This window comes from Pseudomonas sp. LBUM1662 (genome assembly GCF_059695915.1).
Genome location: NZ_CP166793.1, coordinates 5,672,248 through 5,692,287, shown reverse-complemented (window position 1 = coordinate 5,692,287; position 20,040 = coordinate 5,672,248). Strand labels below are relative to the sequence as shown.

Sequence of the window (20,040 nt, the reverse complement as noted above, 5' to 3'; positions counted from 1 at the left end):
CAGCGTGGGACCGCGTTGATCGCGGGCGATAGTTACTTAAGCAGATCGGCCGACAATCGCTCACCTGAACATCAAATGCGTCAGGTGATACTCCGGGAAATACATCCGGCACACGAAGATGAAGCCGACCATCACCAGCAAAAACACCAGCTGCAACGGACTGAAGTGCGCCCAATGCAGCGCGGTCAGCCATGGACGCCGAGCGGCCAGTTCAGGATCGAGCTGACCGATACGGCGCTTGTGCAAGAGACCGATCAGCATGAAACCGACATAAGTCGCCATGCCCGGCCACCCCAACAGAAGCCCGAACAGCAGCGTGAGGACAGCTTGCGGAACACCGTGTCGGATCACCAGCCAGCGGGTATCGGGATTCCAGTGGCGGGGGACCAGGCCTTCGGTCAGCCAAAGGTCCTGGACAATGACATGCGAGATGATCGGCACCCACCAGCTCATGGCGAAACGGAGGAACCAGACCGGCACGCAGGCGAATACCAAAGAGGTGAATATCATCGGGATGCTGATGCTGAAGCCGTGGGATTTGTACTGGGCCGGGAAACAAAACAAAAACAGCGCCAGTGCGATGCCCGCCCAGACACGCACCCACGTTTCATCGGTGATGGGGCGCGGCAGGAAACGTCGCCAGTGGAAAACATCGGCGTGGGGCAACCGCAAGCGCAGTTCCGGGTAACGCCACTTGAGGGTTTGCGCGAGGTCATGACAGGCCTGCCATTCGTTCCGGCCAAAGCCGTCGATCATTTTCTTCTGTTGCCCGGGCTTCATCGGGTTCATCAGCAGATGCGCGGCCTGAACGTCTGCGGCCCAGGTCCGGTTGTCTTGTGCCTTGGCCTGCAAGCTTGCGTAGAAGCTTTCCTGATTGCAGCGCTCGATCAGTGCCTGCCAGAGCGAGGCCGGTTCAGGATGAATGCCTTTTTTATCGTCCCAGCCAAACACCTGACCGACGCGGTCGAACAGAGGCAGGCTCCATGTGGTGTCGTTGAACAGTTGCAGGAGGACTCGCTGCCATTCCTGACGTCGATCGAACACCTGCAGCCAGGGTTGTGCGGTGTAATTTTTGAGCTGCGTAAGGAATTCTCGCTCCTTGCCGCCTTCGAGCAGTTCCTGCAATGCCTGCCGATAATCCTGCAGCAAACCGCTGGCGAGCGCGTCTCGCTGCCAATCAGTCATTTCGACGTTTTGCCAGGGTGCGAGCCAATCGAGGTGCTGGACCGCCCAGGCGTCAATCGAGTTGCGCAAGCCCGGATGATCGAAGCACAACGCCAGCAGCAATCTCTCAAACGCCTCTGCGCAGTGCTGTTGTTGCGCTTGCGTCCAGCGCTCGGTCAGATTTTGCTCCGAGAGCCCGTCAAGCAAGGCCCGCGCCGCCAGCTCGTCCGGCGCAATGATTGGTTCGGGCTGGGGCTGGGGCTGGGGATTGGACGGTGCAAGGTTCAGTGAGTGAAGGGGAGTCGGACTTTCAAGGTTCAGCGGACGCAGCTCGAACACATCGGACCACGCCTGGAGGTTGGCGTGATTCGGCTGTTCAACGACATCGACCGTTGCGACTTCACATTCTTCGGCGGCGTATTCGGCCCGCCATTGCGCCACGCTCAACGCTTGCTCATAGGCCTCACGCAAGCGCTGAAAGCCTTCTGGATCTTCATCGGGCCGGAAGGTTTTCAGCAGTCGCGCATAGCTTCGCTTGATGGTGCGCGCGTCGGCGTCTTCGGGCAGTTCCAGCACAGACCAGCAATCCATGTTGCTGCTCCTTACTGCCAGAGGCCGTTGTCCAGCGTGGCCAGTTGCCGGGTCAGTTCGCTGCGCGCTTCACGGATCCGGCGTTCGTCCTGAGAATCGAGTACGTGCTGAAACTGTTTGGCCCAATGACCGATCTGTTCACGCATCTGCCCCAGGCTTTCCTGATAGAGACGTTCAAGGCGTGCAGTCAACACCGTGTTGACCTGCTGATCGCGCGGATGAATTTTCAACAGCGCCAGGCCCTCCAGGCGTTGCTGAATCTCTTCGGGTGTGAGCACGCCGGGATTGTTTTCGATGACCAGCGAATGCTTGTCGCCCGTCAGCGGGATGACCACCTGGGCTTCGAGCAAACCGTTGTTGTCGTAGGTGAAGCGCACATCGAGGGCGACTTCGCCGGCCTTGCGTTTTGGCACCTTGATGTCCAGCTCGCCCAGCGCGACGTTGTCTTTGACCAGGCGGCTTTCGCCCTGAAAGATCTTCAGCAGCACGTGCTCCTGATTATCTTGCAGCGTGTACACCGTCTTGACCCGACTCACCGGCACGATGCTGTTGCGCTCGATGATCGGCAGGTAATGCCCGCTTTCGTATTGCTGGCCGATCTGGGTCGAAGTCTCGATACCCAAGGTGTAGGAACAGACGTCCGTCAGCACCACTTCTTCCAGCGCAGCGGAGCGTGCTTTCAACGCCGCTTGAATCGCCGCACCGTGGGCCACGACTTCGTCCGGATCGAGAGTGATCGAAGGAAAACGCCCAAACAGGCCGGCTGCGAGTTTGCGAACCAGTGGCATGCGCGTCGTACCGCCCACCAGCAGGATTTCGTCGAGATCGCTGACGCGAATCCGCGCGTCTCTCAAGGCCCGTTCAATGGGTGTTCGCAAGCGTTCGAGCAACGGCGTGTAGAGCGTCGCCAGTTGCGATTGGGTGATGGTTTGTGTCCATTGCTGACCATCGACGCGCAGGCTGAACTCGGCGCTGCTGTCCTGGCCCAGGGCTTTGCGCACGCGCTCGGCCTCGCGGCGCAGTGGCTGGATGATGCTGGCGCGGTCAGGAAAGTTGTCGGTGTTGCGATGGTGTTCGACAAAGTGTTCCAGCAGCACGCTGTCGAAATCTTCGCCGCCCAGGAAGTTGTCGCCCGCACTGGCGCGTACTTCCATGACCCCGTCGAAGAGCTCCAGGATCGACACGTCGAAGGTGCCGCCACCGAGGTCGAACACCAGGAAAGAGGTTTCCTTGTCCCTTTGGTGCAACCCATAGGCCAGCGCCGCAGCGGTCGGCTCGTTGATCAGTTTTTCAACCTTCAGACCCGCCAGTTCACCGGCAATGCGCGTGGCCTTGCGCTGGGCATCGCTGAAGTAGGCCGGCACGCTGATCACCGCTTCATGCACGGTTTCACCGAAAGCCCGTTCGACGTCTTCTTTCAAGCTTTTGAGCACCAGCGCCGAAAGCTCCTCCGGACGGAATGACCGGTCTCCCAGTCGCACTTCCGTGGCGCTGCCCATGTGCCGCTTGAACAGCGAAGTGGTCTGGCGCGGGTGAGTGTGCAAACGCTCGCGGGCGGCCTGACCGACCAACACGCGGCCCTGATCATCGAGACCCACCACGCTAGGGGTGAGGAACTGGCCCAAGGCATTGGGCACCAACTCGCTGGACTCCCCACGCCAGACGGCGACGAGGCTGTTGGTGGTCCCCAGGTCAATCCCTACGATCATTGCGATGAACTCCCTTTCCGGCCTGCAAAAAGTTGAAACAGATAATATTCGGGCAAGGATATTACCGGAGCAGCGGGGCGGTAAAGGAAAGTAGTGGCACTGAGCTATTATTTGCGACGGGACGCAGTAGCCCTTAGGCAAAGACGGACTACTGCTTTGAATACAGTGGGATTCTCAATGTGGGAGCGGGCTTGCTCGCGAAAGCGGTGTGACAGTCAACATCATTAGTGACTGATACGCCGCTTTCGCGAGCAAGCCCGCTCCCACATTGGTTTTGCGGTGTTCTTGAGAGGGTTTACGGCATCACCGGCGCCGTATACGTCAGCGTCGTCCCCAGCGCCCACAGCAAAAACAGCACCAGCGGCGTGTGCACCAGCAATTGCACGAACGAAAAGCCGATCAAGTCCCGCGCCTTCAACCCGAGTACGCCCAGCAGCGGCAGCATGTAGAACGGGTTGATCAGGTTCGGCAGGGCTTCCGCCGCGTTGTAGATCTGCACGGCCCAACCCAGGTGGTAATTCAGGTCGGTGGCCACTTGCATGACGTACGGCGCTTCGATGATCCATTTACCGCCGCCGGACGGAATGAAGAAGCCGAGGATCGCCGAGTACACGCCCATCAGCAGCGCATAAGTGTCATGGGACGCGATGCTGACGAAGAAGGTCGAGATGTGGTGCGCCAGGGTCTGCGCATCGGTGCCTTTGACCGTGGTCATCAGCGCCGCGATCGAGCCATACAGCGGAAACTGGATCAGCACGCCGGTGGTGGTCGGCACGGCTCGGGCCACGGCATCGAGGAAACTGCGTGGACGCCAGTGCAGCAGCGCGCCGAGCATGATGAACAGGAAGTTGTAAGTGTTCAGGCCCGAGATCGCGCTGATCGCCGGTTTGGTCGAAAACTCATGGAACAACCATCCCGCCGCCAGCAGCACCAGCAGAATCGTCAGCAGCGGACTGTGCTCCAGCCATTCGCCGGGACGAGTGCGCGGTTGCAGCGGTGGCAGATTAAAGCTGGGGTCGATGCCACAGGCTTCGGCGTCGCGAGCAGTTTTCGGCCCCGGCGCAGTGGCGTAGGCGATGATCAGCGAGATCACGATCAGCGCCAGCAACATGACGCCCGACTGCCAGAGGAAGATGGTCTGGGTGAACGGAATGACGCCAGTGATCGACAGAATCGATGGCGGCAGACTGGCCGGGTTGGCCTGCAATTGCGCAGCGGACGACGACAGGCCCAAGGCCCACACGGCACCAAGGCCCAGATACGCGGCAGCACCGGCGGCGCGGTAATCCATTTTCAGGTCGGTGCGGCGGGCGAGGGCGCGCACCAGCAGACCGCCGAATACCAGCGACAAGCCCCAGTTCAACAGGGATGCAACCATGGAGATCAACGCGACCCAGGCCACGGCCGAGCGCCCGTTTTTCGGGATCCGGGCCAAGCGGTCGATGAGTTTCACCGCCGGCGGGGAGCTGGCGACCACATAACCACCGATCACCACGAACGCCATCTGCATGGTGAACGGGATCAGGCTCCAGAAACCATCACCAAACGCCATCGCCGCATCGGTCGGTTTTGCGCCCATGAACAGGGTCGCCACGGCCACGATGATCACCGCCAGCGCGGCAAATACCCAGGAGTCGGGGAACCAGCGTTCGGCAAAGCTTGAACAGCGCAGGGCAAAGCGGGCGGAGCGGGTATCTTCGATATCAGCGGCCACGGGAGTACCTCGAATTTTTATGTTTATTGTGGTCTTTGGGGCGGCAAAGGCCCGTCTGGACAGGTGCCAACAGTAAATCAATCAGTCATATTTTGTGACGAAGATTAACCAGTCTGAGACTTTGGTCTAACGGGTTGTCCGTGGGCGCATTTACGTAGACCATGGGCGCCTTGGTTTTTTGCCCGTGCCAGAGTTCTTTTCATGACTGCCCACACCGATTTGCGCCCGGCGCCGTTCAGCCGCTCGGACTACAAGACCCTTGGCCTGGCGGCCCTTGGTGGCGCGCTGGAAATCTACGACTTCATCATTTTCGTATTTTTCGCGCTGACCCTCAGCCAGCTGTTCTTCCCGCCGGAAATGCCCGAGTGGCTGCGCTTGCTGCAAAGCTTCGGGATCTTCGTGACGGGTTATCTGGCGCGCCCATTGGGCGGCATTCTGATGGCGCATTTCGCCGACCGACTGGGGCGCAAGAAGGTCTTCAGCCTGAGCATCCTGATGATGGCGCTGCCGTGCCTGCTGATCGGGATCATGCCGACCTACGCGCAGATCGGCTATTTCGCACCGCTTTTGCTGTTGATCCTGCGGGTTCTGCAAGGCGCGGCGGTCGGCGGAGAAGTGCCGAGCGCCTGGGTGTTCGTCGCCGAACACGCGCCGGCCGGGCATCGCGGTTATGCCCTTGGCTTCCTGCAGGCCGGGCTGACCTTCGGCTACCTGATCGGCGCCCTGACGGCGACCTTTCTGGCGCAGGCGTTCACCCCGGAGGAAATCCTCGATTACGCCTGGCGCTACCCATTCCTGCTGGGCGGCGTGTTTGGCGTGATTGGTGTCTGGCTGCGTCGCTGGCTCAGCGAAACCCCGGTGTTCATGGCCATGCAGGCGAAGCGCGATGCCGCTGTCGAACTGCCGTTGCGTACGGTCTTGCGTGAACATCGCCTGGCGATATTGCCAGCGATGCTCCTCACCTGCGTGCTGACCTCGGCGGTGGTGGTGTTCGTCGTCATCACCCCGACCATGATGCAGAAAACCTTCGGCATGACCGCCAGCCACACCTTCGCCTTGAGCGCGTTGGGCATTGTGTTCCTGAACATTGGCTGCGTACTCGCCGGGTTGCTGGTCGATCGCATCGGTGCCTGGCGCACGGTCATGCTGTATAGCCTGTTGCTGCCGCTGGGCATCGGCGTGCTTTATACGTGCCTGATCACCGGCGGCGACTGGATCGGCTTGGCGTACGCGATTGCCGGGCTCGGTTGCGGGGTCGTCGGCGCGGTGCCGTCGGTGATGGTCAGCCTGTTTCCGGCGCGGATTCGCGTCTCGGGGATTTCCTTCACCTACAACATTGCCTACGCGGCATGGGCAAGCATCACACCGCTGTTGCTGATCGGTCTGATGCCGTGGAGTCCGTGGATTTGCGTGATCTTCAGTGCGGTAATGGGCGCGGTGGGCGTGAGCAGCGCGGCGTATTTCGGCACACGCATGCCACGGGTTGAACACTGCCCGGCCGCCGGCACGGCATGAATGAAAGACCCGTCAGGCGGGCCGCAACTATTTTTGTAGGACAAGCCTGAAACACTCTTCAGAAAATATTCGCAAGGCCGATGGCTAGGCTGCATGCCGCTTTCCATCCCTGTCCATCGGTGCTTTCCATGTTCAACAAACGCTTGAAGCAGGAGCTGTCGGCTCTTCGCGAAGAACTCTCCAGCCTTCAGCAAGTGAAGGAAAGTCTGGAAAGCGAGATGCTGGTCCTGACCCTCGATCCCGAGGGGCGGATTCAATCGGTCAATCAGAACTTCCTCGGCGAGATGCTCTACAAGAGCAGCGACCTGATCGGCCGGCACATCGAAGACATCGTCCCGGCCCATGTGAAATCGGATGAATTCCATCACCGCTTCAAAGCTGCGCTGAACCGTGGCGAACACTTCGCCGGTGCCGTGCGTTTGTTGCGAGGCAATGGCCAGGAAGCCTGGCTGCGCTCGATTGCGCAACCGGTGCGGTCTTCGGAAGGGCGCATCAAGCACTTCTCGGTTTACTCCAGCGACCTGACCCGCACCATTGAGGCATCCCGCGAGCACGAGAACCTGATCGGCGCCCTGGTGCGTTCGACGGCGGTCATCGAATTTGATCTCAATGGCAACGTGCTGGCGGCCAACGAGCGGTTCCTCAGCGGCATGGGTTACAACCTGGCGCAGATCAAGGACAAACATCACCGTACATTCTGCGAACCCGAGGAACACAACAGCGCGGAATATCAGAATTTCTGGCGCCGCCTGAACGCCGGCGAGTTCGTGGCGGGCCGGTTCAAGCGTGTGGACAGCCACGGTCGTGTGGTCTGGCTGGAGGCGTCCTACAACCCGGTGGTCGACGCCAACAACACGCTCTATAAAGTGGTGAAGTTCGCCACGGTGATTACCGATCAGGTCAATCAGGAGCAGGCGGTCGCCGAAGCGGCCAACATCGCCTACAGCACCTCCCAGCAAACCGATCAAAGCGCCCAGCGCGGCACCGCCGTGGTGACTCAAGCGGTGGACGTGATGCGTGATCTGGCCAGGCACATGCAAACCGCCGGCGAAGGCATCGAAGCGTTGAACGAGCAATCGCTGGTGATTGGCTCCATCGTCAAAACCATCAGCGGCATTGCCGAACAGACCAACCTGCTGGCGCTTAACGCGGCGATCGAAGCGGCGCGTGCCGGTGAACAGGGCCGGGGTTTTGCCGTGGTCGCGGACGAAGTGCGGCAACTGGCTTCGCGCACCAGCCAGGCCACCGATGAAATCGTCGGCGTGGTGCGTCAGAACCAGGACATGGCGCGCAATGCCGTGGCCCTGATGACCGACGGTCAACTCCAGGCAGAGCAAGGCCTGGAGCTGGCGGCGGAAGCGGGCACGGTGATCGTCGAGATCCAGGACGGCGCGCAGAAAGTGGTGAACGCGGTCGGGCAGTTTGCCAATCAACTGGCGACTTGATGCCTGCGCTCCTTTTGGAAATCGCTACAATCGGCGTTTTCCAAAGGAGCAGCCTTCATGAGCGTTTCTCACCGCCGTCCGGTTCCCTTGTCCAAGGCTTATCGCCTGCTCAATCACGGGCCGACCGTGTTGGTCAGCGCGGCCCATGACGGCCAGCGCAACATCATGGCCGCTGCCTGGGCCATGCCGCTGGACTTCGAACCGCCGAAAATCGCCGTGGTGCTGGACAAGTCCACCTGGACCCGACAACTGCTGGAAGCGTCGGGAACCTTCGTGCTGAACGTTCCCTGCGCTGCCCAGGCCGATATCGCCCAGACCGTTGGCTCGACCTCGGGCCTGGAGCTGACTCAAGGCCAGGGCCTCGACAAGTTTCAGGTGTATGGCCTGCAGACCTTCAGCGGTGAGCTGATCGACGCACCGATGCTTGAAGGTTGCGTCGCCTGGCTGGAGTGCCGATTGCTGCCAGAGCCCAACAATCATCAGCAATACGACCTGTTCGTGGCCGAGGTGATTGCCGCCCAGGCCGATGAGCGTGTGTTCAGCGAGGGCCGTTGGCACTTCGAAGGGCACGATGCATTGCGCACCTTGCACCACGTGGCGGGTGGGCATTTCCTGACGATCGGTGACCCGGTGGACGGCAAGACGCTGCAGCCGTAAACCGGCTGCTTTTCACACCCAGACGTCATTCTGCGCCGTGCGTTCGCCACCTTCGCTGCCCGTGTTCAACACACCCTTGGGCTCGATCAGCAGCAACTTAACTTCGTGTTCGGCGCTGGGTTTGTGCTCCACGCCCTTTGGCACCACGTACATTTCGCCCGCGTTCAGCAGCACGTGGCCATCGCGAAAGTCGATGCGCAACTGCCCTTCGAGCACGATGAAGGTCTCGTCGGTATCCAGGTGATCGTGCCAGATGAAATCCCCCAGCAGTTTCACCACTTTGAACTGGTAGTCGTTCATCTCGGCGATGACCCGAGGGCTCCAGTGCGCGTCGATGCGGGCGATCTTTTCAGCGAAGTTCAGGCTTTGGTAGGCGTTCATGAAACGAGCTCTCGTGGTTGATCGTGAATCCACGATAGCCAGCGCGACAGCAAGCTTCTTGTACGATTGTGCGTGGATCAGCCGCGGTGCATTTTCATCCAGCGGGCGGGCGACAGGCCGTAGGTCTTGGTGAATTGCCGGGTCATATGGCTCTGGTCGGTGAAACCGGCGATCAGCGCGGCGCTTACCAGTGACTGGCCCTGGATCAGCAGGGCGCGGACCAGGTCCAGGCGGCGCATTGTCAGGTATCGATAAGGGCTGGTGCCGAACAACAGGCGAAAATCCCTCGACAGGCTCCAGCGATCCCGACCGCTGTGTTGCGCCAGTTCCTCCAGTGTCACGGTGCGGTCCAGGGCACTGTGGATAAATTCCCGTGCACGTTCTGCCGCCACGTAGTCGAAGCGCTGGCGTTTGCCGGACGTGCCGGAAACGCTGCTCAAGGCGTGCGCCAGATCGAACAGCGCGTCCTGTTCTTCCAGCGGGTCGAGGGGGCAATCCAGGCTTCGCAGCAGCACGTCGGTGGCGGCGAACAGGCGTGGGTCGGTCGACAATCCGGTCTTGATGAATGGCAGCGGTTGGCCGCCGAGTATCTGCTGGATCAGCGCCGGTTCGATGTACATCATTCGGTATTTGAAACCGGCCTCGGTGCCGGCCTCGCCATCGTGGACTTCGTCCGGATGCAGCACCAGCGTCCCGCCCGGCAGACTGTGCCGCCAGCCGCCGCGGTACTGAAAGCTTTGCACGCCGGCCAGAGTCCGGCCGATTGCATAGGTGTCATGGCGGTGGAGGTCGTAGCCATGGCCGGCAAAAAACGCCTCGAAACGCTGAACCGCGCCCACATCGGGTGCGCGGTGGAACCAATCGATGGGAGGCGGATGCTTGGCCATGGTGTCGTTGTATTGAACTCAATGTAGAACACGTTAACCCAGTGACTGGCCACCTGTCTGCTGCCGATCGAACCGCCCGATTGGTAGAAAATTACCGGCTAATGTTGCAAGGTGTCGGACATTCGCTGAAGCCAAAAAGGTGGGCCAGGTAATGCGCAAGCTGCGTGTGGGGATTGTTTTTGGGGGCCGTTCGGCCGAGCACGAAGTGTCGCTGCAATCGGCGAAAAACATCGTCGATGCGCTGGATCTGTCGCGCTTTGAACCGGTGCTGATCGGTATCGACAAACAGGGTCATTGGCACCTCAACGACCCTTCGAATTTCCTGCTGAACCAGGAAAATCCGGCCCTGATCGCCCTCAACCAGTCCAACCGGGAACTGGCCGTGGTGCCGGGCAAGGCCAGTCAGCAATTGGTCGAAACCTCCGGTCAGGAACTGCTGGGCCACGTCGATGTGATCTTTCCGATCGTGCACGGCACGCTGGGTGAAGACGGTTGCCTGCAAGGTTTGCTGCGCATGGCGGATTTGCCGTTTGTCGGCTCTGACGTGCTTGGCTCGGCGGTGTGCATGGACAAGGACATCAGCAAGCGTCTGTTGCGTGACGCCGGGATTGCGGTCACACCGTTCGTGACCCTGACCCGAGCCAGTGCCGCGCGCACGGGGTTCGCCGAGGTCCAGGGCAAACTCGGCCTGCCATTGTTCGTGAAACCGGCGAATCAGGGCTCGTCCGTGGGCGTGAGCAAGGTCAGCAATGAAGCCGAGTACACGGCGGCCGTGGAGCTGGCCCTGGGTTTCGATGAAAAAGTCTTGATCGAATCCGCCGTCAGCGGCCGCGAGATCGAGTGCGCCGTGCTCGGCAACGAGGACGCTATCGCCAGCGGTTGTGGCGAGATCGTGGTGCGCAGCGGTTTCTATTCATACGACAGCAAGTACATCGACGCTCAAGCGGCAGAGGTCGTGGTCCCGGCCAACATCAGCACCGAGGCCAGTGAGCGCATCCGTGCCTTGGCCGTCGAGACGTTCCAGGTACTGGGCTGCTCCGGGCTGGCGCGGGTCGATGTGTTCCTGACCGACAGCGGCGAAGTGCTGATCAACGAAATCAACTCGTTGCCCGGCTTCACCCGCATCAGCATGTACCCCAAGCTCTGGCAAGCCACCGGCATGACGTACAGCGAACTGGTCAGCCGCTTGATCGATCTGGCGCTGGAGAAACACAAGGCACGGCAAGCGCTGAAGATCACTCGCTGAGCGACGCGCGACTATTCAATCAAGGATTTATGGATGAGCGATTCAACGGTGTACCTGTTTTCCTACGGCACCTTGCAGGACAAAGCGGTGCAACTGGCCAACTTCGGGCGCGAACTGACCGGCAGTGCCGACGCGATGCTGGGTTACGAGCAGTCCTGGGTCAAAATCACCGACCCAGAAGTATTGGCCACCAGCGGCAAGACGCACCACCCGATTCTTCGTCCGGGCAGCGCCGGCTGCGCGCCGATTCCGGGGATGGTGTTTCAGATCACACCCGAGGAGTTGGCTGCCGCCGATAGGTATGAAGTAGCGGATTACAAGCGTGTGAGTGTGGTCCTTCAATCCGGGATTGAAGCTTGGGTGTACGTGAGCGTGTAGTTACGCAGCACGCCGTTATCCCGAATGACGTATGTGAAAAAGGGCCTACCTTCCGGTAAGCCCTTGCTTATTAACTCGTAGGACTCAATCCCCCAACGCGGCCCCCTCACGCCGAGGATCGGCCCCGCCCGCCAACGACGCTTTCCCCTGCGCATCTTTCACCCGAACAATTGCCTGGGTGCCGCTGGTCATGTCGATCTCGCTCACGCTGTGCCCTTTGTCCTTCAACCCCTGAATCAATCCGGCGCTGAACTGGCCTTCTTCCAGCTCCGTCGGGCCGTTGCGGCTGCCGAAGTTGGGCAGGTTGATGGCCGCTTGCGGGTCGAGGTTCCAGTCGAGCAGGCCGATGGTGGATTTGGCGACGTATTCGATGATCTGCGAGCCGCCGGGCGAACCGATGGTGGCGAGGAATTCGCCGCTCTGGCGATCGAAGATCAGTGTCGGCGCCATGGACGAGCGGGGGCGTTTGCCCGGTTCGACGCGGTTGGCGACTTTCTGCCCGTTTTCTTCAGGGATGAACGAGAAGTCGGTCATCTGGTTGTTGAGCAGGAAGCCCTGCACCATTACATGCGAACCGAACGCGGATTCGACGGTGGTGGTCATGGACACCGCGCCCCCTTGGTCATCGACCGCCACCACTTGCGAGGTGGAGATGCGCAGCGGTGAGCGGTCCGGCGCGTAGGCGACCTTGATGCCCGGCGGTGTGCCGGGTTTGGCCGTGTTCATGCTGCGATCGCCGATCAGGGCGGCGCGGCTGGCCAGATACGTCGGGTCCACCAGGCCTTTGACGGGGACGGGCACGAAGTCGGCGTCGGCCAGATAGAGCGCGCGGTCGGCATAAGCCAGGCGCTCGGCTTCGGAGATCAGGTGCACGGCTTCGGGCGTCGGCTCGGTACCGGCGGGTTTATCGGTCTTGAGCGGTTTCATTGAGGCCATGGCAAAGCGCGGATCACGAGCCTCCAACGCCTGGAGTGTGCCGAGGATCTGCGCCACGGCGATCCCGCCCGACGACGGCGGCGGCATGCCGCAAACCTGCCAGCGTTTGTAGTCGGTGCACAGCGGCGCGCGTTCCTTGGCCTTGTAACTTTGGAGGTCATTCAGGGACAAGCTGCCTGGGTTGGCGTGGCCCTGAACCTTGGCGACGATTTCTTGCGCAACCGGCCCTTTGTACAGCGCATCCGGCCCTTCTTTGGCGATGCGTTTGTACACCGCGGCCAAAGCCGGGTTTTTCAGTTGAGTACCGGCTGCTTTCGGGCTGCCATCGGCATTGAGGAAGTACGCCATCATGTCCGGCGAGCGGCGCATGGACGAGTCTGAAGCGATCAGTTGATGCAGGCGCGGCGAGATGGCGAAGCCTTGCTCCGCAAGTTTGATAGCCGGTTCGAACAGCTGCGCCCACGGCAGGCGACCGTGTTTTTGGTGAGCCAGCTCAAGCGCCCGCAACACGCCCGGCGTTCCCACTGAGCGACCCCCAATCTGCGCCTGGGTGAAAGCCATCGGTTTGCCGTCGGGCTGCAGGAAAAGCTTCTCCGTGGCGCCGGCCGGAGCGGTTTCGCGACCGTCGTACGTGCGAACGTTCTTGCCATCCCACAACACAATCAACGCGCCGCCGCCGATGCCGGAAGATTGTGGCTCCACCAGCGTCAACACCGCCTGCATCGCGATCGCAGCATCAATCGCCGAGCCGCCCTTACGAAGCATCTCCCGGCCAGCTTCGGCTGCCAGAGGATTGGCCGCGGCGGCCATGTGTTTCGAGGCGTATTGGGTTTTCAGGTCGGTGCGATAACCCGACGCAACTTCCGGCGCGATTGGCAACTGTGAAGTCGGCGGGGCGTTGCAGGCAGCGAGGGTTAGCGCGGTGGCGATCAGCGAAAGGGCTGACAGGCGATAGCGACTCAAGTGGAAGGCTGAGATCACGTGGGGGCACTCCGTCCGATGGAAAATATCAGGGGACTTTATCGGCCGACCGGGCGAGGTGCAAACCATGGACTACAGCGAAGATGCTTTTGTCCTTCATCAGTTGACGGATTTTCTGTAGGGTCGAGGGCATAAGACGGGTCAGAAGATCAACAAGAGGCAGCCATGCAGACCGAGTTTCCTACCCAGCCGAGTTATCGCACCCAGCGTGAGCAATTCCTCGCGGCAGCGACCGCGGCTGGCGCGACGTTGACCGAGTATCCGCACCCACTCAAAGGGCCATTCGGCGAGTCATTGAGCACCGATGTGGCTGTGTTGGGCGATCCGGGTGCCAAGCGACTGCTGATCGCCTTGAGTGGCACACATGGGGTGGAAGGTTTTTATGGCTCAGGATGCCAGATCAAATGGATGCAGGAACTGGGCAAGCGCTCACTGCCGGCCGATGTCGCGGTGGTGATGATCCACCTGATCAATCCCTGGGGCACCGCATGGCTGCGTCGGGTCAACGAAGACAACATCGACCTGAACCGCAATCACCTGAACTTCGAACGTCCGCTGCCGGACAATCAGGCTTACGCGGCGCTGCATGAAATCTACGCCTTCACCGAGTTGCGAGGCCCCGGGCGTGACCGCGCCGATGCCTTGCTCGACGGGCAAATTCGCGAGCACGGCTGGCCGGCGGTGATGTCGATTGTCGAGGGTGGCCAGCACAGTCATCCCGATGGCCTGTTTTATGGCGGGCTGGCGCCGAGCTGGTCGAACCGCACGCTGCACGAAATCCTGCAAAAGCATATTTCCCACGCCGAGGTCGCAATGTGTTTCGACTTGCACACTGGTGCGGGTGAGTACGGCCATCCGATGTTGTTGACCATCACTGAGTCGGCCTATCCGGCGCTCCCGGATGCGCAGGCCATTTATGGTCCTTGGCTTTACACGCTACTGACCGGCGCCGACACGCTGAGCGAAACCGGTGTGGCAGCCACCGCCACGGGCTACACCTCACAGGCTTTGATCAATGCGCTGCCGCAGGTAAAACTGATGCCGTTCGTGATCGAGTGCGGGACGTATCCGGGGCCGGACGTTCATCGTCATTTGCGCGATGATCACTGGCTGCACCTGCACGGCAATCCGAGCGATGCGGTAGGGCGGGAGATCAAACTGAATCTGCTGGAGCAGTTCTATCCTGCTGACAGCGACTGGCAGGCGATGGTCTGGCTGCGCACCTGGCAGATTTGGGAGCGCGCGTTGTCGGCGTTGCCGACGGTTCGTTCTTGATGTGCTGTTGAGAGGCACTTTTCTCGAGGCATAAAAAAACGGCCTACCTTTCGGTAAGCCGTTTTTAGTACTTGGTGGCTACACAGGGACTTGAACCCCGGACCCCAGCATTATGAATGCTATGCTCTAACCAACTGAGCTATGTAGCCAAGTGGCGCGCATTATTCACCGGTAATGCAGATGCGTCAAGCGTAAATCTAAAATATTTCTCTACGCTTTCAACCGCTTATCCACCTGAGCCGAAAATCCGGACCGGAGGAGGGCGTCAACTGAGCTGAAATCTCCCGGTATTGGCACTCAAGGCCTTGCTGCCCTGGCTCAAGGTGTCCGCCGCCAGGTTCACCGCCCGTGCGCCTTCTAGCAATCTTACCGCTGCCTGATCGACCTGCTGGATGTTGCCGCTGACTTCATCGGCAGTGCTGGCCTGTTCCTCAACCGCCGTGGCGATTTGCGCCAGGGTGTCGGTCACGCCTTGCACCGCGAGGGCGATTTCGCCGAGGCGCTCACCCAGGCCAGTGACCGACTGGGCATCGCTTTGCGCCTGGCTACAGGCCGCTTCCATCAGGCTCACCGCCTCATTCACCGTACTGCGCAGGCTGTCGACCGTACCGGCGATCTGCGCCGTGGAGGACTGCGTGCGTTGCGAGAGACTGCGCACTTCATCCGCCACCACCGCAAATCCACGGCCTTGTTCGCCAGCGCGAGCCGCTTCGATCGCCGCGTTGAGCGCCAATAGGTTGGTCTGCTCGGCGACGCCGCGAATAGTGTCGACGACCAATTGAATCTGTTGCCCTTGTTCGCTGACCCGGCCGAGTGCCGCCGCCGTGTCGTTCAAACGCTGGTTGAGCTGCTGAATGCTCGCCGTGGTGCGCTGGCTGTCGCGGCTGCTGTCGGCTGCAATGCGTTGGGTGTGTTGAGCGCTGCCGGAGGCCTGTTCGCAGCTCTGTGCAACACCTTGCGAGGTCGCCGCCAATTGCGTGGCCGCAGCAGCGATCTGGCTGATCTGCAACTGCTGCGCTTCGACTTCGCCCAAGGCGCCGCTGGAGTGATGGTTGAGGGTGCGCACCGCGTTACTCACCTGCAAGGTTTCGTGATCGACCCCCAGCAAGCTGTTGCGCAGTTGCACCACCGCAACATTCAGCGCGGTGCTGATGGCCGCCAGTTCGTCGCGCCCCTGCACTGGCACTTGCAGGCTGAGGTTGCCATCGCGCAATGCTTCGGCCAGCAGGGTAATACCGCTGGCGCTGCGACGGATCGAGGCCTGCAAGCAGATGAACAGGTACAGCGCGGCCAGCAGCAGGCAGCCAAAGATCGTCGCCACCAGAATGAACTGGCGAATCGCCGAGCCGTGGTAGTAATCCAGACGCTGATCCAGCGACACCAAGGATTGCTGGCGCAGCGAGGCGAGGTCGGTAAGCAGGCTGTCGAGACTGCGTTCAAATTCTTCCGGCTTGAGCTTGATACTGCCGCCGAAGACGCCGTCATCGAGGACTTTCAGTTCAGCATCCAGATGCTTGAGGCTGTCGTGGTATTGCCCGGCCCAGCTTTGCAAGGCGCTGGGCAGGCGTGCTTCCAGGAGGCTGGCGGTTTTCACCAACTGTTCCCGGGCATCGCCGATGCGGCTGCGCAAGTCGCGCAATTGCAGGCGACTTTGCAGAGTGAACTGCCCGGAGACCACCGACGCCTGGCCGACACTGGCCAGACGGCCAACCCGCTCAATCAGGTCTGGCGCGTGTTGCGTCGAGATTTGCGTCAGCAGGTAGGTTTCCAGCCACGGCGCGAGCGTCAGGCGATTGTCCATGGCGATCTGCTCGCGCAGGGCTTGCAACGCACTCAAGGCATTGGTGAAACGATCATAGCCATCCGGCCACCAGCCGACGCTGCTCAGGCTTTTCGAGTCGAGGCTGTTGAGCGCGGTTTGCAGGGCCTGATAACGGACCAGGGTTTCGCCCTCGGCGCCTTCTGTTTGCAGTGCATTGCCGAGGTCCGAAGTGGCTTGGGCGACGGCGGGTTGAACCGCATCAAACGCGGCCATTGCGGCAAGGGTCGCAGGGGTTGGCTGGCGATTGGTTTCCGTCGCGCGCCAACGGGCGGCGCGATCACGTTGGGCGGCGAGCAGGTTATCCAGCGCATCCAGGGCCAGCAGCTGCCGAACGCCGGCACGTTCGCCAGAGATCAAATTAAGTTTGGCGCGATAGTCCTGACCGATCATCAACAGGCTGCCCGCCAGCGGCAGGATAAACAAAAGGAACAACAGCTGAAATTTGCGTGCGAAGCCAAAACGCCCCAGCAATCCGATCCCCGGTGATAAAAAAGCCTGCATGCCCCATGACTCCTCTGGACACCACGCACCAATGGCGTGCGTCGAGGCCGTTGCGACCGCGACTTGTGCCCCTTTAAAAGGCCTCGAAAGTTCACCCTTGTCAGCTCTGTAGGCCGACTCTGTGGCGAAACTTCCCATTCTCGGTCCCCTTTGTAAGGGGCCGCGTTGAAGCGGATTAACAAGGCAAGATTCAGACCATGGCGTTGCGCTATCACCTACTTGTCGATGAATGTCGAGGTCGTTAGCAGGCTAAGGGGATGGCGCTGGCGCACTGAAAAATGGCACATTGACGCACCTGCCCGTGTGCACCCATCCGCTGTACGGAAATTCTCATGGCTATTACCAACGCTCAGACCGGCGCGACGTCGGCACCCGCGACTCCACAAAGCAGCCCTCTGGTCATGCGCATCATCGGCGCGGTGGCGCTGGCGCATTTGATCAACGACCTGATTCAGTCGGTGCTGCCGTCGATTTATCCGATGCTCAAGGCCAACTATGGCCTGACGTTTACCCAGGTTGGATTGATCACGTTGACCTTTCAGCTGACAGCTTCATTGTTGCAGCCATGGGTCGGTTATCACACCGATCGCCATCCCAAACCCTGGCTGCTACCGGCAGGAACGGTCTGCACGCTGATCGGCATTTTGATGATGTCGGTGGTCGGCAGCTTCCCGATGATTCTGCTGGCGGCGGGGTTGATCGGCATCGGCTCGTCGACCTTTCACCCGGAAGCGTCCCGTGTGGCGCGACTGGCGTCGGGCGGGCGCTTCGGCTTGGCGCAATCGACCTTTCAGGTCGGCGGCAATGCCGGTTCAGCCTTTGGCCCTTTGTTGGCGGCAGCGATCATCATTCCCTTCGGTCAGGGCCACGTGGCCTGGTTTGGCTTGTTCGCCGTGTTTGCGTTGTTCGTGCTTTATCGGATCAGCCGCTGGTACGCCAATCACTTGAACCTGTTCAAGCTCAAACAAGGTCAGGCGGCCACCCACGGACTGTCGAAACGCCGGGTGATCAGCGCGCTGGTGGTGCTCGGGCTGCTGGTGTTCTCCAAGTATTTCTACATGGCGAGCTTCACCAGTTACTTCACCTTCTACCTGATCGAGAAGTTCGACCTGTCGGTGGCGAGTTCGCAACTGCATCTGTTCCTGTTCCTCGGCGCCGTGGCGGCGGGAACCTTCTTCGGTGGGCCGATTGGCGACAAGATCGGGCGTAAGGCGGTGATCTGGTTCTCGATCCTTGGCGTCGCGCCGTTCACGCTGATCCTGCCTCACGTTGATCTGTTCTGGACCAGCATTCTCAGCGTGGTGATTGGCTTCATCTTGGCGTCGGCGTTCTCGGCGATTGTGGTTTATGCCCAGGAACTGGTGCCGGGCAATGTCGGGATGATAGCTGGGGTGTTCTTCGGCTTGATGTTCGGTTTTGGCGGGATTGGCGCGGCGTTGCTGGGTCATCTGGCGGACATTCACGGCATCGAATACGTGTACTTCCTGTGCTCGTTCTTACCGTTGTTTGGCGTACTGGCGATCTTCCTGCCGAGAACCAAAAAGCCTTGAACACCGCCGACCCTGTAGGAGCGAGGCTTGCCCGCGAAGCTTCTTGAGCCGGTGATGACGCCTTCGCGGGCAAGCCTCGCTCCTACAGGATTAGGTATCGCCCGGATTTCAGGCACAAAAAAGCCGCGTATCAAACGCGGCTTTTTCTTGTGCGGCAGCTTCGTTCTGAAAACTCAGACGTTGAAACGGAAGTGCATCACGTCGCCGTCTTTAACGATGTAGTCCTTGCCTTCCAGACGCCATTTACCGGCCTCTTTGGTGCCGGCTTCGCCCTTGTACTGGATGAAGTCGTCATAGGCGATGACTTCGGCGCGGATGAAGCCTTTTTCGAAGTCGGTGTGGATCACGCCAGCAGCTTGTGGTGCGGTAGCACCGACGCGGACGGTCCAGGCGCGGACTTCTTCGACACCGGCGGTGAAGTAGGTCTGCAAGTGCAGCATCTCGTAGCCGGCGCGGATCACGCGGTTCAGGCCAGGCTCTTCAAGGCCCAGGGCTTCGAGGAACATGTCTTTCTCTTCGCCGTCTTCGAGCTCGGCGATTTCGGCTTCGATCTTGTTGCAGACCGGAACCACCATGGCGCCTTCTTCTTCGGCGATGGCCTTGACGATGTCCAGCAGCGGGTTGTTCTCGAAACCGTCTTCAGCGACGTTGGCGATGTACATGACCGGCTTGGTGGTCAGCAGGTGGAAACCACGAATCACCGCTTTATCGTCAGCGCCCATGGTCTTCATCAGGGTGCGCGCAGGCTTGCCGAGGGTGAAGTGAGCGATCAATTGCTCCAGCAGGCCTTTCTGGACCACGGCGTCCTTGTCACCACCCTTGGCATTGCGCGCGACTTTCTGCAGTTGCTTCTCGCAGCTGTCGAGGTCGGCGAAGATCAGTTCCAGGTCGATGATTTCGATGTCGCGTTTCGGGTCGACGCTGTTGGAGACGTGAATCACGTTCTCGTCTTCGAAGCAGCGGACCACGTGGGCGATGGCATCGGTCTCACGGATGTTGGCGAGGAATTTGTTGCCCAGGCCTTCACCTTTCGAGGCGCCGGCAACCAGGCCTGCGATGTCGACGAATTCCATGGTGGTCGGCAGGATGCGCTTTGGATTGACGATGGCCGCCAGGGCTTCCAGGCGCGAATCCGGCATCGGCACGATACCGGTGTTCGGCTCGATGGTGCAGAAGGGGAAGTTCTCGGCCGCGATCCCGGATTTGGTCAGGGCGTTGAATAGGGTGGACTTGCCGACGTTAGGCAGGCCGACGATGCCGCAATTGAATCCCATGGTGTTTTCCCCGA

15 protein-coding genes, 1 tRNA gene and 1 pseudogene are annotated in these 20,040 nt (G+C 60.5%); 8 read left to right on the top strand and 9 right to left on the bottom strand.

What is annotated here, in order from left to right:
* Positions 1 to 60: 60 nt before the first annotated feature.
* From ACA049_RS25865 to ACA049_RS25855, 3 genes are all read right to left on the bottom strand, one after another.
* A complete protein-coding gene (locus ACA049_RS25865) occupies positions 61 to 1,755 on the bottom strand; it encodes a J domain-containing protein (RefSeq protein ID WP_497330876.1) in 1,695 nt (564 codons plus the stop codon).
* Between the two features lie 11 nt (positions 1,756 to 1,766).
* Positions 1,767 to 3,464: a molecular chaperone HscC gene (locus tag ACA049_RS25860; protein ID WP_497330874.1), complete on the bottom strand. Its 1,698-nt coding sequence runs from the start codon at positions 3,462 to 3,464 to the stop codon at positions 1,767 to 1,769.
* Between the two features lie 295 nt (positions 3,465 to 3,759).
* Positions 3,760 to 5,178, bottom strand: a complete 1,419-nt coding sequence (locus ACA049_RS25855) for a short-chain fatty acid transporter (protein WP_497330872.1) — start codon at positions 5,176 to 5,178, stop codon at positions 3,760 to 3,762.
* A 201-nt stretch (positions 5,179 to 5,379) separates the two neighbouring features.
* Between ACA049_RS25855 and ACA049_RS25850 the strand changes: the two genes are divergently transcribed.
* The 4 genes and pseudogenes from ACA049_RS25850 (at position 5,380) to ACA049_RS25835 (ending at position 8,795) form a co-directional block, all read left to right on the top strand.
* A complete protein-coding gene (locus ACA049_RS25850; RefSeq protein WP_497330870.1) occupies positions 5,380 to 6,693 on the top strand; it encodes an MFS transporter in 1,314 nt (437 codons plus the stop codon).
* Between the two features lie 80 nt (positions 6,694 to 6,773).
* A pseudogene (locus ACA049_RS25845) lies at positions 6,774 to 7,598 on the top strand (PAS domain-containing protein); the annotation flags it as partial.
* Positions 7,578 to 8,138 carry a methyl-accepting chemotaxis protein gene (locus ACA049_RS25840; protein ID WP_497336979.1) on the top strand — a complete coding sequence of 187 codons (561 nt, stop codon included), beginning with the start codon at positions 7,578 to 7,580 and terminating at the stop codon, positions 8,136 to 8,138. The pseudogene ACA049_RS25845 and the gene ACA049_RS25840, both read left to right, overlap by 21 nt.
* Positions 8,139 to 8,195: 57 nt before the next feature.
* On the top strand, positions 8,196 to 8,795 hold the full coding sequence (locus ACA049_RS25835; RefSeq protein ID WP_497330868.1) for a flavin reductase family protein: 600 nt from the start codon (positions 8,196 to 8,198) through the stop codon (positions 8,793 to 8,795).
* Between the two features lie 12 nt (positions 8,796 to 8,807).
* Here ACA049_RS25835 and ACA049_RS25830 read toward each other — a convergent pair whose 3' ends face one another.
* Together ACA049_RS25830 and ACA049_RS25825 are read right to left on the bottom strand one after the other, a co-directional pair.
* On the bottom strand, positions 8,808 to 9,176 hold the full coding sequence (locus ACA049_RS25830; RefSeq protein WP_497330866.1) for a cupin domain-containing protein: 369 nt from the start codon (positions 9,174 to 9,176) through the stop codon (positions 8,808 to 8,810).
* Between the two features lie 77 nt (positions 9,177 to 9,253).
* On the bottom strand, positions 9,254 to 10,063 hold the full coding sequence (locus ACA049_RS25825) for an AraC family transcriptional regulator (protein ID WP_497330864.1): 810 nt from the start codon (positions 10,061 to 10,063) through the stop codon (positions 9,254 to 9,256).
* 151 nt (positions 10,064 to 10,214) lie between these two features.
* Between ACA049_RS25825 and ddlA the strand changes: the two genes are divergently transcribed.
* Together ddlA and ACA049_RS25815 are read left to right on the top strand one after the other, a co-directional pair.
* Positions 10,215 to 11,309: a D-alanine--D-alanine ligase gene (gene ddlA, locus ACA049_RS25820; RefSeq protein ID WP_497330862.1), complete on the top strand. Its 1,095-nt coding sequence runs from the start codon at positions 10,215 to 10,217 to the stop codon at positions 11,307 to 11,309.
* A 33-nt stretch (positions 11,310 to 11,342) separates the two neighbouring features.
* The gene (locus tag ACA049_RS25815) at positions 11,343 to 11,687 is read left to right on the top strand and encodes a gamma-glutamylcyclotransferase family protein (RefSeq protein ID WP_497330860.1); all 345 of its coding nucleotides are present in this window, start codon (positions 11,343 to 11,345) and stop codon (positions 11,685 to 11,687) included.
* Positions 11,688 to 11,771: 84 nt separating this feature from the next.
* On the opposite strand, the gene ggt is transcribed toward ACA049_RS25815, so the two are convergent.
* Positions 11,772 to 13,604, bottom strand: coding sequence for a gamma-glutamyltransferase (gene ggt, locus ACA049_RS25810; protein ID WP_497330858.1), 1,833 nt, complete (start codon positions 13,602 to 13,604; stop codon positions 11,772 to 11,774).
* A 165-nt stretch (positions 13,605 to 13,769) separates the two neighbouring features.
* Between ggt and ACA049_RS25805 the strand changes: the two genes are divergently transcribed.
* Positions 13,770 to 14,879, top strand: a complete 1,110-nt coding sequence (locus tag ACA049_RS25805; RefSeq protein ID WP_497330856.1) for a DUF2817 domain-containing protein — start codon at positions 13,770 to 13,772, stop codon at positions 14,877 to 14,879.
* A 72-nt stretch (positions 14,880 to 14,951) separates the two neighbouring features.
* Here the strand turns inward: ACA049_RS25805 and ACA049_RS25800 are convergent.
* Positions 14,952 to 15,028 (bottom strand) — tRNA-Met (locus tag ACA049_RS25800).
* A 116-nt stretch (positions 15,029 to 15,144) separates the two neighbouring features.
* Entirely contained in the window at positions 15,145 to 17,202 is a 2,058-nt protein-coding gene (locus tag ACA049_RS25795; RefSeq protein WP_497330854.1) for a methyl-accepting chemotaxis protein, read from the bottom strand.
* A gap of 332 nt (positions 17,203 to 17,534) precedes the next feature.
* Between ACA049_RS25795 and ACA049_RS25790 the strand changes: the two genes are divergently transcribed.
* Complete coding sequence (locus ACA049_RS25790; protein WP_497330852.1) at positions 17,535 to 18,752, top strand: MFS transporter; 1,218 nt, start codon at positions 17,535 to 17,537, stop codon at positions 18,750 to 18,752.
* A 173-nt stretch (positions 18,753 to 18,925) separates the two neighbouring features.
* On the opposite strand, the gene ychF is transcribed toward ACA049_RS25790, so the two are convergent.
* A complete protein-coding gene (ychF, locus tag ACA049_RS25785) occupies positions 18,926 to 20,026 on the bottom strand; it encodes a redox-regulated ATPase YchF (RefSeq protein WP_046053455.1) in 1,101 nt (366 codons plus the stop codon).
* Between the last annotated feature and the right edge of the window lie 14 nt (positions 20,027 to 20,040).